Origin of the sequence: Sodalis sp. RH16 (genome assembly GCF_047324245.1) — a bacterium.
GTDB classification, from domain to species: domain Bacteria; phylum Pseudomonadota; class Gammaproteobacteria; order Enterobacterales; family Enterobacteriaceae; genus Acerihabitans; species Acerihabitans ligni.
Map to the genome: position 1 here is coordinate 3,658,553 of NZ_CP178737.1, position 16,437 is coordinate 3,674,989.

A 16,437-nucleotide genomic window follows, 5' to 3' on the forward strand; every position below is an offset into this window, starting at 1 on the left:
GGGAGGGCTTAATCATCCTGATACCCCTGCTGGCGTTTGAATATCACTTCCACCAGGGCTCCGCCCAAGGCGCTTTCACCGACGATAATATCCCCCTCATACTGCTCCAGGATCTCCGCCGCCACGGATAATCCAAGGCCTTGCCCGGGCCGCAGGGTATCGGCGCGCTGGCCCCGCTGAAAAATCAGGGTACGTTTGGACGCGGGAATGCCGGGGCCATCGTCTTCGATGACCAGATGCAGCTGGTTTTCATTGGCGCGGGCGGTCACTTCGACGAATTCCAGACAATATTTGCAGGCATTGTCGAGGATATTGCCCATCACTTCCATGAAATCGTTTTTCTCGCCGATAAAGGTCAACTCGGGGGTAATATCCAGGGAAATCGAGACCCCTTTGCGCTGATAAACCTTGTTCAGCGCCGAACACAGGCTGTCAAGCAGAGCGGGAACCGAGTGCAGCTCGCGGCTCAGCACGTTGTGATCCGAATGCACGCTGGCACGATGCAGGTAATAGCCTATCTGTTGCGAAATCCGGCTGATTTGTTCGAGCATAATCGGCTCAACCAGCTCGATATTGGTCTCCCGTCCGGTGCGCAGCGATCGCAGGGTGGTTTGCAGCACTGCCAGCGGGGTCTTCAGGCTGTGGGTGAGATCGGAAAGGGTGGAGCGGTACTTCTGATAACGCTGACGCTCGTTATTCAATAGAATGTTCAGGTTGCGCACCAGGATGCCCAGCTCGCGGGGCGGGTTTTCATCCAGCCGATCCCGTTCTCCCGCCTCCAGCTCCCGCACCTGCTGCACCAGATCCTTGATGGGCCGTAAACTCCAGTGCGCCGCCAGCCACAGCAGCGGCACCACCAGCAGCAGGTTGGCCAGCAGCACATAGCTGAACCATTCCCACACCAGGTCGGTACGCTGCAGTTCATGGGGTATGGTATCCACAACCACGATGGTCAGCGGCGGCAGCCGTTCGGTAGCCGGATAGCGGTTGACCGCAACGGAGTGGGTCAGCGCATTGCTGTCGCTGCTGTCAAAGTCTTTCAGGCGATTCTGCGCGCTCGGATTGTCTCCCAGAACGGCGCTGCTGGTGCGGGTATCGGTATCCAGCTCGAAATAGCCGGTTTTCTGCAGCCAATCGGGTTTCAGCCTGGATTCCAGCGCCGGCACGTAGCGTTGACGCCAGAGGATATGCCCCTTCTCATCGTAAATCAGTACCAGGGCGGCGAAATTAATATCGATATTCGGCGGCACGGCAATGGTGAGGCGACTGTCTTTCCACTGGGCCAGGCTGAAAAAGAGATTGCTTTCCCCGCGCAATAAACGAAAAGATGTTTTATCAAAGCTCACGCTATAGCCGATGACCGCCACCATGCCATAACAGAGCGAAAGCGCCAGCACCACGCACGCTGTGGCTAATAGAAATCGGACACGAAGCGAAAAAGGCTTTTTATGATAATACGGGAAATGGGTCATAAAACTTAGTTAACATCAAAACGATAGCCTTGCCCGCGAACCGTCGTAATAACCTCATAAGGATAATCGGCCTGCATTTTTTTCCGCAAACGCCCCATGAGTACATCGATGGTATGGCTCTCGCGCAGTTCGGCGTCGGGATATAGCTGCAGCATCAGCGAATCCTTGCTGACGACTTTACCGGCATTTCGGATCAACGTTTCTATAATGGTGTATTCGAAAGCCGTCAGCTTGATATGCTCGCTGTTGATCATCAGCTCGCGCCGGGAAAGATCAATCTGGAACGGCGGCAACGTAATGACCTGCGATGCCAGGCCGCTATTGCGGCGCATCAGGGCCTGCATTCTGGCGACCACTTCCTCCAGGTGAAATGGCTTCGTCACGTAGTCATCCGCGCCGGCTTCCAGCACCGTTACCTTATCCTGCCAGCCTTCCCGGGCGGTAAGAACCAGTATGGGGATTTTGACCTGATGCGAGCGCCAGCGGCGAATCAAGCTCAGACCGTCTTCATCGGGCAGGCCGAGATCGACAATGGCGATATCGGGCGGATGTTCATGTAAAAAATAGTCCGCCTCTCTGGCATCGGCGGCGGCATCGACCTGATGTCCCATTTCACGCATTTGTACCGTCAGGTGATGACGAAGAAGAGAATTGTCTTCTATAACCAGAACTCGCATCGCAACTCCTAAGTTAAAGCGCCAGTAACGGGACACTGAAGACCCGCCTCTGTAAACTTGTAAAAACAATCCCCTGAGCAATCCGGACGTCTTTAACGAGAGTATCCCAGAGCATGGCTAAACTGTCCTTAAACGGAGCTTTAACCGGAGCGGGTAAAAAAGGTGAAGTCCCAGCCGCATTTGGCTGATTATTTCAACTCGTCCACCAAGCCAACGGCGCGGCCGATATAATTGGCCGGGGTCAGGGCCTTGAGCCGGTTTTTTTCCTCTTCGGGCAAAGGCAGGCTGTCGATAAATACCTGGAAACCCGCGGCATCCACACGTTTACCACGGGTCAGCTCCTTGAGTTTCTCATAGGGTTTTTCTATACCGTAACGGCGCATAACCGTTTGAATCGGCTCGGCCAGGACTTCCCAGTTTTGATCCAGCTCCGCCAGCAGGCGATCGCGGTTCACTTCCAGTTTGCTGACGCCCTTTAGCGTGGATTGGTAAGCGATAAGGGCATAGCCGATACCGACCCCTAAATTGCGCAGGACGGTGGAATCGGTGAGATCCCGCTGCCAGCGGGACACCGGCAGCTTCCCGGCCAGATGCCCCATAATGGCGTTGGCCATGCCCAGGTTGCCCTCCGAATTTTCAAAATCGATGGGATTGACCTTATGGGGCATGGTGGAGGAGCCGATTTCACCCGCGATGGTGCGCTGTTTGAAATGATTCAGGGCGATATAACCCCAGATATCGCGATCGAAATCGATAAGGATGGTATTGAAGCGCGCCATGCAGTCGAACAGTTCGGCGATATAGTCATGAGGTTCGATTTGTGTGGTGTAGGGATTCCAATCTATGCCCAGCGAGTTGACGAAGGATTCGCTGAAACGGTGCCAATCCACCTCGGGATAGGCCACCATGTGGGCGTTATAGTTGCCTACGGCGCCGTTGATTTTCCCCAGGATCTCCACCTGCGACAGCTGCCTGTACTGGCGCTCCATGCGGTAGGCCACGTTGGCCATCTCTTTGCCGACGGTGGAAGGCGTGGCCGGCTGGCCGTGGGTGCGTGACAACAGCGGGATATCGCGATACTGGGCCGCCAGCGTCTTGATGCCGTCGATAATCTTTCGCCAGTAAGGCAGGATGACATCCTGGCGCGCGCTTTGCAGCATCAGCGCATGGGACAGGTTATTGATGTCTTCCGACGTGCAGGCGAAATGAATGAACTCGGTAACGGCATGAAGGGCCGGCACCGATGCCACGCGCTCTTTCAGAAAATATTCCACCGCCTTGACGTCATGATTGGTGGTGCGCTCGATGGTTTTAATCCGCGCGGCGTCCTCTTCGCTGAAATTGGCCGCCAGAGCGTCAAGGAAAGCGTTTGCTTCCGGGTCAAACGGGGGAACCTCTTTGATTTCAGCGCAAGCGGCCAGTTTTTGCAACCAGCGCACTTCCACCCGCACGCGGAATTTCAGCAGGCCATATTCACTGAAAATCCCGCGCAAGGCGCTGACTTTATCGCCGTAGCGTCCGTCTATGGGGGAAACGGCGGTCAGTGAGGATAATTCCATCGTTTGCGACTCCTGGAGAAGGTTAACATTGTGCAAGAATTTGCCGGGCCTGTTTAAACAGCCGGTTACGGCCGAACATCAATTGTAAACGGCCGCCTCCCACCTGTTGCCAGAGCACGGCGGAACGTATACCGGCCAATAACGCGGCGCGTATCTTAGCCTGTATCTGTGTGTTTTGCAGCATGGCCGGCGTGCCGGTCACCTGGATTCTGGGGCCAAGCGGGCTGATGATATCCACGTAGATCGCCGCCATGGCGCTGATTAACGTCTCTGATAATAATTCAAAATGAGTTAGCTGACGATCTAACTGGGTGATGCGCTTCGCCAGTTCATCAAGGGATTTTTTATTACCGTTCAGCTTGCGTTCGAGGACCATCAGACTGAGGGTATAGCGCGTCAATTCCGCGCCGGGCCCGGTGCGCGACGCATTCAGCATACCCAGCATCGATTCCAGCCCGAGCTTGAGATTCGCCGGCTGGCTGCCGTAAACGGCCAGGGTCGAGGCCGGATTGAGATCCAGCGTACTGCGCAGCGATACCTCGAGCATCCCATCGTCGCACTGTCCTTTATGGGCCAACTGCTGCACCAGCATGGCGCTTTGGCAGATGCCCGCCAATGCCAGCGTAATGTCAAAAAAATTCTTAGCCAAAGTTGCTCCTATACACGTCCCTGAGTAGGCAGCGGCAGCCTGGATTCAATGACTCCGCCGCCAAGACAATGCTCGCCGAGATAAAAAACCGCGGACTGCCCGGGCGTCACCGCCGCCACCGGCCGATCGAAGGTGACCTTGACCCGGCCGTCGGTTTGGGATTGCACCTGGCAGGGTATATCCTGCTGGCGGTAACGGGTTTTCACCACGCAACGCAGCGTGCCGGTGAACGGGACCCTGTCGACCCAGTTCAGCTGGCCGGCCAGCAAACCCACCGACATCAGGCGGGGATGCTCATGGCCCTGGGCCACCACCAGGATATTATCGTCCATCAGCTTGTCCACCACGTACCAGGGCTCTTCATTGCCGTCTTTGGTGCCGCCGATGCCCAGTCCCTTGCGCTGTCCGAGGGTATGATACATCAAACCCTGGTGTTCGCCGACCGGCTGTCCGTCGGTGGTGATGATTTTACCCGGCTGCGCCGGCAAGTAGCGGGACAGAAACTCGCGAAATTTTCGTTCGCCGATAAAACAGATGCCGGTGGAGTCCTTTTTCCCGGCGGTGACCAGCCCCAGTTCGCCGGCAATCCGCCGTACTTCGGGTTTTTCCAGCTCTCCCACCGGGAACAGGCATTGCGCCAGCTGACCGTGGCTCAGGGTGTACAAGAAGTAGCTTTGATCTTTATTGTCATCCAGGCCGCGCAGCAGACGGCTTTTGCCGTCAACGTCCTGCCGGCGGACGTAATGGCCGGTGGCGATGAAATCCGCTCCCAGATCTTCGGCGGCGAATTCAAGAAACGCCTTGAATTTTATCTCCTTATTGCACAGCACATCGGGATTTGGCGTACGGCCCGCCTTGTATTCCGCCAAAAACAGCTCAAATACATTATCCCAATATTCCGCAGCGAAATTCACCGTGTGCAGCGGGATGCCCAATTTGTCGCAAACCGCCTGCGCATCCGCCAGGTCGCTGGCGGCGGTGCAATACTCCTCATTGTCGTCCTCCTCCCAATTTTTCATAAACAGCCCCTCCACCTGATAGCCCTGCTGTTGCAGCAGGTATGCGGATACAGATGAATCGACGCCGCCGGACATACCGACGATCACTTTGAGCTGGCTGTTTTCTGACATGGATTTCTCACGACCGGGAATCGCGCCGCCAAGGGCGCATTATAGCTGATAAACGCTGGATTTTATCACGACCGGGCATGGCCCCGCCACCTTAGTGTCGGTTGTTGCCGGTGGCGGAGCGGAGATTATAGCGGTAGCGGCCATTGGAACGCGTTAAGAACATCCAGGGGGTAACGCACGCCCTGCTGATAGCAAAGGATACTTTCCGCCACCAGGGGGGAACGTAATAGGTGCGAGTTCAGGATTTCATCCGCTTCAAGCCACAAACAGCGGTCAATATCATCGTCCTGGGGAATGGCGGTGAGCCGTTTTGGCAACTCTATGGCGAACAGAAAGCGTATGAAGGGGGTTTTGTCGGGAGCCATCCATTGATGAATACGCAATAATGATTGCGGTTGGGCATGGATACCCGCCTCTTCCCATAACTCCCTGGCCGCCGCCTGTATTACGGTTTCATCCGCTTCAAGATGGCCTGCCGGCTGATTCCAGCGGGGATTGCCGTGTATGGTTTCTTCCACAATCAGAAAATGATTTTCCGCCTGTACCACGCAAGCGACGGTGACATGAGGTTTAAACACTCGCACTCCTTAACAACAGGGGACTGCCTTATATCAGGTTAACCTGATAGCGCGGTTCATGGGGACGAGTCTATGGCGCTAAGGCTGAAACAGGCAAGGTAATGGTGTTATATCAGGCATGAATGTTAAAAACGAATCGCGTCATCAGTCTGTGCAACCACCGTCCTGTCTATCATTATACTGCAAATCGGCCCGGGAGGGAGGGAGGGATTTTACTCGCTATAATGGTAACGACCAATGCCCCGTAAGCGAAGTGATAGATAAAAGCGTCAGCACCAGTGAACAATCGCTTTTGAATTTACCGCCACTGATAACGTCGATTCAGATAGCAAGCGAAAGATATTCCGTCTCAACGTAGTAAAATAACGATGCCTCCCTATGCTGCAAATATTTATATTCAAGGGTTATCATCCAAGTTATACTGGCTTTAGGACTTTAAAAAATAGATAGATTATGCTTGAGCAAAAAATAATATTAACATACATTTATTTTTAATGAAATTAATTTAATAATTTCGATTCCAGCAGGAAAAATGGACTGACGTGTTAAAATAAATCCAAAGGAAGGAAAAATGAAATTTATCCAATTAACAGACTTTCATCTTTTTTCAAACCAAGAAAAGACAATGCATGGTTATTGTACCTATGAATGTTTAAAAATTGTCATAGACGCAATTCTGCAGAATGTAAATCTAAAGGCAGATGCGGTTTTTATCACGGGTGACATATCGGAAGACAGATCTATTGAGTCTTATGTGCTTGCCTTGAGTCAGGTGCAAAGGTTAAACCTGCCGATCTATTTTTTGGCGGGTAACCATGATAATAAAGAATGTATGGCATCGGTTTTCAATAAATCCAAACTTGTTTTTGCAACCAATGAATTTTCTTATGAGGATTGGATTTTTATCAAGGTAGATACCGTTCAGCAGGGTAAAGACAGCGGCTTTCTTTCCATTGAACAGAAAAATGCAATCGCGGACAGAATCGCGGCAGTGAAAAGCCAGAAAGTCGGATTATTTATGCACCATCATCCTATCCCGGTGGGCATCCCCTTGGTAGATAGCAGTAAGTTATTGAATAGCGAGAGCCTCCTAGACCTCCTTGTTAGCAGGAGTGAAATCAAGAGCGTCATCTGTGGCCACGCGCATACTCTGTTCACTAGAAAATATAATAAATGTACAATTGATGTATGTCCGGCAACGTGCTTTCAATGGAAATCAGGCGCCCAAACTTTGCTAACTGACAATAAAAGGGGTTATAAAGTACTGGATTTTTCATACGATTATCATTCTGAGACCTTTTTTGTATAGCTAATTTAAGGTGTTGATAGCAATATTAGAAATAAGGTTCGTATTAAGAGAAAATGATTTTTTAACGAAAATCTATTTCTCTTTCATTTTTTAATCAAATCAAAATGAAAGAGATATTTAACATCGGAGATACAACTTCTCCGAGGGGGCCATCGCGGCTTATGGACAAAGGAAGCACACATGGTCAGCCAGCCTGTTACCTGCCCGGCGGGATGAGCTTGCCAGCGACAATATTATATTTTTTTAACGCCGCGGCAAGCGGTACCATCCGTGCTACAATAAGGTCTATGCACCGAATAGGCTGAATACGATGTCATTCTTCTCTGATGTGCTTCAAAAAATTCAAAAGATGCCGACAAATATTGAATGTCCTATTTGCCATCAATCCTCCAAACAAGATTTCAATAAAATTTCGAAAGACAAGGTCATGATATGCCCGCATTGTCATTCCTATTTTCTTAAAAACCAAAAATCACCGCAAAAATCAGATGATTAAGCTTTATCCGCTGCGTTAATAAACGTGGCCGTGGGCCGCACAGCCAACTGGCGGCTGGACTGTGCCCCTGATTACGGCGCCCTGGCCCGCTTAGCGGATCTCGATTTTGTGAACGCCGTCTATGGACATGAGCTGGCTGTAGATATCCGCGGGTTTGTATTTGGCACGCAGCATGATTTCCATGGATAATTTACAGTCCTTGTTTTCGTTTTCATTGCGGGTCACGCTTGAACGCATGACCCGAATGCGAAGCTTACGCAGGGTTTGCATGGCCATATCCATGCTGGCGGGGGTTAACGACAGCATCAGCATATAGCGCTGCCCCATCAGGCGGGTGCTTAGCTGGCGAATGCCTTCCAGCACCAGCAGCGTCATAATGGTGCCGAATATGCCGATGACATAAAGGCCGCTGCCCACAATCAGTCCGATGGCCGCGGTGACCCACAGGCCCGCCGCCGTGGTCAGGCCCCGGACAAATTGCTTGTTCAGCATGATGGTGCCGGCGCCGAGAAAACCGATGCCGCTCACTACCTGGGCGGCAATCCGGCTGGGGTCGAGAGCTATGTTATGTTGCCCCAGGATATCGCCGAAACCGTATTTGGAGACGATCATAAACATCGTACTGCCGATACAGACCAATATATGGGTACGTAACCCCGCCTCTTTGGCCCGAAGCTGTCGCTCCACGCCGATCAACGCTCCCAATGCGCCGGCCAGGGCAATACGCAGCAGTAATTCAGTGTTCATCTCTCCATCCCCTCACGTTTGTTCATACCTCCGGGCCATATCCTGGCCGGTAGGGGTCAGTATCGATTGTTTTGACTCTATCTTCAATCATGGATGTTGATGAGAAAATGTTACAGCGAATGTTTTAATAATAGTTTAAATATGAAAAATAACTGTACGTTGGATAATCATTGTACGATTTATCGGCGGATCATCAGGCCGAAAAAATAATGTGTGATTTTAGTTTTTGGTATTATTAAAGGCTAAAGAATGTAAATAAAAAACCACTTTTTGCATATTCTCTTTCATCCTGTCATCCACCATGTCAGGAAAAAAAGGCATATGGATTTTATTGTTAAAAAAACGGTAATTTTTTGCTAAAAATCACTCTATTTAAAATTAACAATGACGATATAAATTTCCTTGGTTTGGTGCGGTTTGAGGACCGTTGCATGGATTGGGGAGAAAAAGAAGACCTATCAGTTTTATTTATCTATTTCCCTTGATAAAGCCGCTTACAAAGACGGGCTATTATACTACGTATTTTGAGCTAATTATTTACCCAACCGCTACGTTTTCTTCGCCCTGACGACACTGGCTTATTAAATTGGGGCCGTTGAGCAAGAGCATAGCTATTATATGTAGTAGATAAGTTGGAGAATAACCATGAAATTGTTACCCTTCCTTTTCACAGCAATATTGGGCGGCATGTCTTTTGCCGCGCTGGCGTCCCAGCAAATAGACCAGGCGGAAGCTGCCGCGCATCAGCAGATAGGCAGCGTCTCCGTCTCAGGCGTGCGGGGCTCTACCGACGACGCCGTGAGGGCGTTGGCCCGTAAAGCCGATGAACAGAACGCGCCTTATTATCGGGTGATTGAGGTAGCGAACCCCGGTAATTCCAGTGCCTGGTTAGGCAATGCTGATATTTATCGGTAAATATTACCGATAAGAATACCCGTAAATACTTTTCATTAACGTCTGTAGATTTAAAGATGAAATTCCTTGGCAATCGCCGGCGCTCTGCAAAAACGCCGGCGATTGGTCAATAAGAGGGTGGTATAATAAATTATATTAAAAAAGTAGTGCTAGATATATTTAAAAGCGGCAGCGGCCTTTAAGTGTATTGGTGATCTAATTTCATTATAAAAAACCGGTAATGCCATTATTCAGCTATGGATCGCGTACCGCAAAATCTTTACGCCATCCGTGTCCATTCCACTGGCTTGACCGGGGCCACAGGTCCGGTATCTGCTTCTCCCGTTATAGCTCCTGTCCGCTATGGAATGCCGCACCGGTATGCGTCCGTGTACCGGGCAGGGCTAAACTGTAGCAAAGTGTATGGAAGTATAATCAAATAGCATCACCTTATTTCAAAAAGTCATCTTTTCGGGTTATGTTTGCTTCACCTTTTACGAAAAATGCTGGTAAAAATGCCTATCGCCTTGTTACTGCATGTGGACATTCCCATGTCTTTTCGCGCCGGTTTTGAGCAAGCCGGTTTTCTCCTGCGTCCGGCCCTGCGGGAAAACGATCGCAGCCCGATTTTACCTGACGGAGATGCCGATGAGATTCAGGGACTGCTGACCATCGGTTCCATTGGTCTGCAAGCCGAGGATATGGATGCGTTTCCCAATTTGCGGATAATCTGCTGCCAGGGCGCGGGATTCGAGAAAATCGATCTTGATGCCGCCCGCGCCAGAGGCATTATGGTGACCAATGGCACCGGCACCAACGATACCTCGGTGGCGGATCATGGGGTGGCGCTCATTGCCGCCGTGGCCAGGAATATCGTGAGTCTCGATAAGGCGGTGCGCCGCGGGGAATGGCAGCAACTAAGGCAGATCCGACCGCAGCTTACCGGCAAGCGCCTGGGCGTATTGGGCTTGGGAAATATCGGTTTGAAAATCGCCGAACGCTGCTCCGCGGGATTCGGCATGCAGGTGGCTTACCATAACCGGCGGCCACGGGCCGGCAGCGACCTGCGTTATTGCGGCTCGTTGGAGGAATTGGCGCAGTGGGCGGATTTCCTGGTGGTCGCCACCCCCGGCGGTGGACAGACGCGGCATCTCATTAACAAGCAGGTGCTGGCATCGCTGGGGCCGGAGGGCTTTTTGGTCAACATTTCCCGCGGCAGCGTGGTGGATACCGATGCGCTGATTGAGAGCCTCCAGCAGCGAGCCATCGCCGGCGCCGCGCTGGATGTGCTGGAGGATGAGCCGAAGGTGCCGCAGGCTCTGCTGCAGCTGGATAACGTTATTCTGACGCCCCATGTGGCGGGGCGTTCGCCGGAAGCCAGGGCGGCCGTGTTCCAGCGGGTATTGGAGAATCTGACCCGTTATTTTGCCGGGCAGCCGGTGCTGACTCCGGTACCGGGCATGGATAACGCTTGAGCCACGGGTGTCTGTCGATGAATGGCGGCAAAGATGTGCATCGATGCCGGGCAATGGTCTCGTTGCGTGCGGATGGCAGGTTCGTACATCTGCGGTACCGTTAGCGCCCGGCTAGTCTGGGCAGCTCGCGGCGAAATCCCAGGCCGATGATGCGGCCGGCGATATGCGGCAGCCAGGACCGACGGCGCAGCCACTGCTCAATAATCGAGGGCGTTCGGGGCGGCTGCCGAGGTTTATCGGCGCCGGCGGTCATCATCAGCTGCAGCCTCTGCGTAAGCCGGGTGGGCAGAGACCGGCGCCGCTGCACCCGCTTGAGCTGCAGCAGGCTGACATTTCCTTTCAGGAGCGGCGCGGTGAGAATATTTGCCGCCGCCACCGCGTCCTGTATGGCCAGGTTGACGCCGACTCCGCCGATCGGCGACATGGCGTGGGCGGCGTCGCCGATGCATAATACCCCCGGCGCCGCCCAGCGCTCCAGCCGGTCGATACGGATTTCCAGCAGTTTCAATTGGGACCAATGCCCTGTCGCCTGCGACAGGCGATTGAAATCGAAGGGGGAAACCGCCGCGACCCGTTGCAGAAAAGGCGCCAGTCCTTCCTGTCGCAGGCTATCGAAGCTGCCCTTGACGATGCTGTAACCGCACTGCCAGTATTCCCCCCGGTCGAGCATGATAAAATTCTTTTTCGGCCCGCCGTGACCGCTGTCCCACTCTGCATCGCCGGATTCCTTTGGCACCCGAATCCAGACCACGTCACGGGGGGAGCCGAATTCCCGACGCGGCAGGAGGGCGGCCCGCCGGACCATGGACTGCCGGCCATCGGTACCCACCACGAGGGCGGCGCGGATAGGCAGCGTTTCACCACCGGGACCTTGGGCCATGACGCCGCATATAAGCCCGTCCTCCCGCCACAATTCATCGGCGCAGGTGGATCGCAGCAGGGTAAATCCCGGCAGTTTTTCCGCCCGCTGCGCCAGAAAGTTCAAAAAATCCCACTGCGGCATAAACGCCATGAATTTGCAGCGGGTGGGCAGGCGGGAAAAGTCCGCCAGCGTGACGGACTCGCCCTGGAATTCACCCTTCAACTTCACCACCTGCTGATGGGGCAGTTGAAGAAACTCTTCCAGCAGACCGAGGTTATCCAGTATATCCAGGGTTGAAGGATGGATGGTGTCACCGCGGAAATCCCGCAGGAAATCGGCGTGTTTTTCCAACACCATAACGTTGACGCCGGCCCTGGCCAGTAAATAGCCCAGCATTAACCCGGCCGGACCGCCGCCGACGATACAGCAATCTGTGGTGAGCGGCGGGGTAACGTCCGATGGGTTCATCCGCGGTGTCCTTAATAAAATAGACTGGAAATGATAATACTTATCATTTCCAGTCTTGCAAGGTTATTTATTATTCCCCAGACTTTAACGCCTGACTTTCACCACGGTTGCCCATGACCGGATCATGAGTTCGGGTCGGGTTTTTCCCAGCCGACATTGTAAAGCTGCAGGGAACCGTCCGCCAAATCCACGGCGCCGACAAAGCGGGTAAGTTCAGGCCTAATATCCGTCGCCAGCTTGGCTCTCAACACATCCGCCCGTTCGTTTGACAGCTCATCATCTCTGCTTATATTGCACAGAGTGTATTTTTTTTTCTGCGCATCCACTAAAAAAAGAGTATCGCCGGTTTTGATGATGTTGCAGGCATGTCCGTCAACCCAATGGAATATCCTGCGCCAGAGAGATGGAGGACGTTTGATAGTCAGCACGATGTTAAGATCGCCGGAGACTGTCAAGTGGGACGCCAACTGCTCCACCGAGTCCAACCGCGTGATATTGACGGCGTTTTGCAATGTGGCAAATTCACTGGGGCGGCCGCCGCGCTGGGTAGGGAAGGCTTGATACATTTTTCCTTGCTTTAGGGTGTCCGCGACAGAAGCGGCGCATGACAGGCAATTGGATTGTCCGAAGCCGTGATAACCAAACCAGGAGGCGATGGCGGCCAGCGGCCGTAGCAACAGGGGCGCTTTGCCCTGCTGGTTGACTTTGGCTATCAGCGTCCGGGAGATATACTCGCCCAGTTTGTCAGCATAATCGCAAGCACCATAGCGGGGCGGGGCAAGGGTGTCGGCCGAGGCTATGAGCCCGGAGGGTCCGGCTGAGTTATTGTTATCTCCAGGAAAACGATCTGCCTGGTTTGAAACAATATCAAAATCAATTAATGTGAAATTTTCGTCATCTACAGGGAAACGCGCTGTATCACCAGGAATATTGGACCTTTGGTCATTAATACCGAAGGGGTATGCCGGGGAACTTTCTCGGACAAGACAGGCGTTACCGGTTATAGCCGAAAAGCGGGTGTTGGCATCGGCGCCCTTGGTCTTATTAAATGCCTGGTCATCATCAGAAGAGGTGGAATGACTGGCCGGGATGTGAGGGCAGGAATTACTTTGCGGCAAGCCACCACTATTCGTTGAATTATGCACCTTCAGCAGCTTTTTAACAGGGTCATATACCGGCCTAAAATTATCGTTATCCCGGTTTGAAGGTTTTTCAAAAGCGTAAAGTGTGGTTATATTATTTCCCATAACTCGATTCCCATTGTGCACAAGAATCAAGTCTTGCAGAGAGTTGCTATATTGGTAAATGATGAAATCGCTTATTATGACAAAATGAGCGAATTTTGCTGATTGCAGCGCGTTGACTGTGGGCGAATGTCCACAACCGGCTGGGCCCGCGGCGGTTGCGGGTTAGACGGCCTATTTGCCTTTTTTTATCATCCAGCCGACATTATAAGGCACCAGGCTGCGTTTCTCCGGGGAAACCGCGCCGATAAATTCTTGCAATACGGTTATCAAGTCCTCGGATAAACGGTTGGCGGATGTCATGTTTACCAGCGTATAACGCCGTTTCTGCGCATCCACCAAATGCAGATCACTGCCCGTTCTAATAATATTACAGGCGTGACTGTCCACCGCGCTGAACAGGCGCCGCCAGAAAGATGAGGGCCGTTTGATGGTCAGCACGATATTAAGATTGACGGGGCTATTGTTCAAGTAAGAGGCCAAATCTTCAATGGAGTCAATCAATTCTTCATGGGTTTTTAGCGGGTTTTGTAAGGTGCTGAACTTAGAGGGACTGATGTCGCTTAACGTCGAAAAGGCTTGATGCAAGACCCCTTCCTTAAGAGTATCCGCTACCGACGCGGCGCAGGACAGGCAATTGGTTTGACCGACGCCGTAATAACCAAACCATGCCGCAACGGCGGCCAGAGGTCGCAGCCAAAAGGGGGCTTCACCATGCTGGTTGACCTTGATTATGAGCGTGTTGAGAATGTAAAATTCCAAGCGCTTGGAATAATTTTTGTCGCGATGGTCCGGCACCGGCAGCCCTTCCGTGTCTATTTTAATCCCCGAGGGCCGGTAATTTTCATCTTTAATAAGCTGATTGGTTTCGGTATATTCTGTTGACTTGCCGGGTAAAACAAAATCGGATTTGATTCCTTTAATGCTGAATTTTTTATCGGCTATGCCTGGCACGGTGCCCCCCTCGCCGTATGAATAGCGTGAGTTCTGTTGCGGGACATAGTTATTGTCAGTTTTGTCGACTCTTTGCAGGTTTTTCGCTACCGGGCCCATTGTTGATTTTGCCTTCCACTGTGCTAATGACCCTTGGGAAGGTTTCCATGGATCACTGGGCCTGGATCTCTTCACTGATGGATTGATAGGCAAATTCACGACATTATAAAAGCTATTATAAAAACGAGCCGATTTACTGAGAGGATTGTTACTTGTCAGTGAATAATTTTTTTCTCCATTTATAGATTCTTTATAATTATGAAAGTTCTTCTGGATTAAAATTTTTCCCATGATTTGTCCCTTTTTTCATCACAGGAATGGATTCTTGAAAAAATATTCACCTACGTCAAATGTTTTCCTGGTAAAAGAAAAATATAAGCGAAATTTGAAAATAACGGCGAATTTACAGGGGATAAAGAGAGTGGATTCCAGCCGGCGGCTGATAACCGCCGCTGATAATGCCGCGCCGGTTATCAGTAAAAATCATGGCTTATTTGCCGTTTTTATCGTCCAGCCGGGGCAGGCCGGAGTCGTCGGCGGCTGAAAGCAGGCCGGTGCTCATGTAGTTGATGAGTTTTTCCCGCGTATCGGCGATATCCAGATTACGCATGGTCAGCTGGCCGATGCGGTCTTCCGGCGAGAATACCGAATCCCCTTTTTCCATGGTCAGACGTTGCGGCATGTAGGTCAAATTGTCCGATACGGTATTGAGAATGGAATAATCGTTGCCGCGGCGCAGCTCCAGCGTCACTTCACCGGTGATTTCACTGGCAATCCAGCGCTGCGAAGAGTCGCGCAGCATCAGGGCCTGGGGGTCGAACCAGCGGCCTTGATACAACAGACGGCCCAGCTGGCGGCCGTTGGCGTGGTACTGCGCAATGGTATCTTCGTTGTGGATGCCGGTGACCAGGCGTTCATAAGCGATATGCAACAATGCCATGCCCGGGGCTTCATAGATGCCGCGGCTTTTGGCTTCGATAATGCGGTTTTCAATCTGATCGCTCATGCCCAGCCCGTGGCGTCCGCCGACCCGGTTCGCTTCCAGCATCAACTCCACCTGGCTTGCGAAGCTGGCGCCGTTGATGGACACCGGCAGGCCGCGTTCGAAACGCAGCGTTACTTCCTCGGCGGGCACCCGTACCGCGTCATCCCAAAATTTCACGCCCATGATCGGGTTGACGATTTTAACGCTGGAGTTCAGGAACTCGAGCTCCTTCGCTTCGTGGGTAGCGCCCAGGATATTGGAATCGGTGGAGTAGGCTTTTTCCGCCGACATTTTATAATCAAAACCGGCCTGGGCCATGAATTCCGACATTTCCTGCCGTCCGCCCAGTTCATCGATAAAATCGGTGTCGAGCCAGGGTTTGTAGATTTTCAGCTCGGCGTTGGTGAGCAGGCCGTAGCGGTAAAAACGCTCGATATCATTACCTTTATAGGTGCTGCCGTCGCCCCAGATGTTGACGCCGTCTTCCTTCATGGCGGCCACCAGCATGGTGCCGGTCACGGCGCGGCCCAGCGGCGTGGTATTGAAATAGGTCACCCCGGCGGTGGAATTGTGGAAAGCGCCGCACTGCAGGGCGGCGATACCTTCCGCCACCAGCTGCGCGCGGCAATCGATAAGCCTGGCCTTTTCCGCGCCATACGCCAGCGCCTTGCGCGGTATGGCGTCGTAGTCATCTTCATCCGGTTGCCCTAGATTGGCGGTATAGGCATAAGGCACCGCCCCTTTTTTACGCATCCAGAGCAGCGCGGCGCTGGTATCAAGACCGCCGGAGAAGGCAATGCCTACGCGTTGGTTGACGGGGAGGTGCCTGAGAATCGTTTCCATTAATGTGAGCCCTATAAGAAATTTTTACAGCAAAATGTTCAATCGTCCGGCAGTGC

15 protein-coding genes are annotated in these 16,437 nt (G+C 52.3%); 4 read left to right on the forward strand and 11 right to left on the reverse strand.

All coding sequences use genetic code 11. From position 1 onward, the window contains the following. Positions 1-8: 8 nt before the first annotated feature. From phoQ to ACL2XJ_RS16880, 6 genes are all read right to left on the reverse strand, one after another. A complete protein-coding gene (gene phoQ / locus ACL2XJ_RS16855; protein ID WP_132922465.1) occupies positions 9-1,472 on the reverse strand; it encodes a two-component system sensor histidine kinase PhoQ in 1,464 nt (487 codons plus the stop codon). Positions 1,473-1,477: 5 nt separating this feature from the next. Continuing rightward, entirely contained in the window at positions 1,478-2,149 is a 672-nt protein-coding gene (phoP, locus tag ACL2XJ_RS16860; RefSeq protein ID WP_132922464.1) for a two-component system response regulator PhoP, read from the reverse strand. A 188-nt stretch (positions 2,150-2,337) separates the two neighbouring features. Then, positions 2,338-3,708: an adenylosuccinate lyase gene (gene purB, locus ACL2XJ_RS16865; protein ID WP_132922463.1), complete on the reverse strand. Its 1,371-nt coding sequence runs from the start codon at positions 3,706-3,708 to the stop codon at positions 2,338-2,340. Positions 3,709-3,730: 22 nt separating this feature from the next. Then, positions 3,731-4,357: a high frequency lysogenization protein HflD gene (gene hflD / locus ACL2XJ_RS16870; RefSeq protein ID WP_132922462.1), complete on the reverse strand. Its 627-nt coding sequence runs from the start codon at positions 4,355-4,357 to the stop codon at positions 3,731-3,733. A gap of 8 nt (positions 4,358-4,365) precedes the next feature. Beyond that, a complete protein-coding gene (gene mnmA, locus ACL2XJ_RS16875; RefSeq protein WP_413723854.1) occupies positions 4,366-5,487 on the reverse strand; it encodes a tRNA 2-thiouridine(34) synthase MnmA in 1,122 nt (373 codons plus the stop codon). Between the two features lie 125 nt (positions 5,488-5,612). Next, positions 5,613-6,065 (reverse strand): NUDIX domain-containing protein, encoded by a 453-nt coding sequence (locus ACL2XJ_RS16880; protein WP_413723855.1) that lies wholly within the window; start codon positions 6,063-6,065, stop codon positions 5,613-5,615. Positions 6,066-6,636: 571 nt separating this feature from the next. Between ACL2XJ_RS16880 and ACL2XJ_RS16885 the strand changes: the two genes are divergently transcribed. Further along, on the forward strand, positions 6,637-7,374 hold the full coding sequence (locus ACL2XJ_RS16885) for a metallophosphoesterase (protein ID WP_413723857.1): 738 nt from the start codon (positions 6,637-6,639) through the stop codon (positions 7,372-7,374). Between the two features lie 310 nt (positions 7,375-7,684). Then, a complete protein-coding gene (locus ACL2XJ_RS16890; protein ID WP_213085628.1) occupies positions 7,685-7,870 on the forward strand; it encodes a YnfU family zinc-binding protein in 186 nt (61 codons plus the stop codon). 90 nt (positions 7,871-7,960) lie between these two features. On the opposite strand, the gene ACL2XJ_RS16895 is transcribed toward ACL2XJ_RS16890, so the two are convergent. Continuing rightward, positions 7,961-8,617: an MgtC/SapB family protein gene (locus ACL2XJ_RS16895; protein ID WP_203522121.1), complete on the reverse strand. Its 657-nt coding sequence runs from the start codon at positions 8,615-8,617 to the stop codon at positions 7,961-7,963. A 645-nt stretch (positions 8,618-9,262) separates the two neighbouring features. Here ACL2XJ_RS16895 and ACL2XJ_RS16900 point away from each other — a divergent pair. Both ACL2XJ_RS16900 and ACL2XJ_RS16905 read left to right on the forward strand, forming a co-directional pair. Then, on the forward strand, positions 9,263-9,532 hold the full coding sequence (locus ACL2XJ_RS16900; RefSeq protein WP_132922457.1) for a DUF1471 domain-containing protein: 270 nt from the start codon (positions 9,263-9,265) through the stop codon (positions 9,530-9,532). A 494-nt stretch (positions 9,533-10,026) separates the two neighbouring features. After that, the gene (locus ACL2XJ_RS16905; RefSeq protein ID WP_203522120.1) at positions 10,027-10,986 is read left to right on the forward strand and encodes a 2-hydroxyacid dehydrogenase; all 960 of its coding nucleotides are present in this window, start codon (positions 10,027-10,029) and stop codon (positions 10,984-10,986) included. A 100-nt stretch (positions 10,987-11,086) separates the two neighbouring features. Here ACL2XJ_RS16905 and ACL2XJ_RS16910 read toward each other — a convergent pair whose 3' ends face one another. From ACL2XJ_RS16910 to argG, 4 genes are all read right to left on the reverse strand, one after another. Further along, positions 11,087-12,316 carry an FAD-dependent oxidoreductase gene (locus ACL2XJ_RS16910; RefSeq protein WP_413723859.1) on the reverse strand — a complete coding sequence of 410 codons (1,230 nt, stop codon included), beginning with the start codon at positions 12,314-12,316 and terminating at the stop codon, positions 11,087-11,089. A gap of 122 nt (positions 12,317-12,438) precedes the next feature. Next, on the reverse strand, positions 12,439-13,563 hold the full coding sequence (locus tag ACL2XJ_RS16915) for a toxin glutamine deamidase domain-containing protein (protein ID WP_413723860.1): 1,125 nt from the start codon (positions 13,561-13,563) through the stop codon (positions 12,439-12,441). A 171-nt stretch (positions 13,564-13,734) separates the two neighbouring features. Continuing rightward, positions 13,735-14,844, reverse strand: a complete 1,110-nt coding sequence (locus ACL2XJ_RS16920) for a hypothetical protein (RefSeq protein ID WP_413723861.1) — start codon at positions 14,842-14,844, stop codon at positions 13,735-13,737. A 199-nt stretch (positions 14,845-15,043) separates the two neighbouring features. Beyond that, complete coding sequence (argG, locus tag ACL2XJ_RS16925; protein ID WP_203522116.1) at positions 15,044-16,381, reverse strand: argininosuccinate synthase; 1,338 nt, start codon at positions 16,379-16,381, stop codon at positions 15,044-15,046. Positions 16,382-16,437 lie beyond the last annotated feature (56 nt).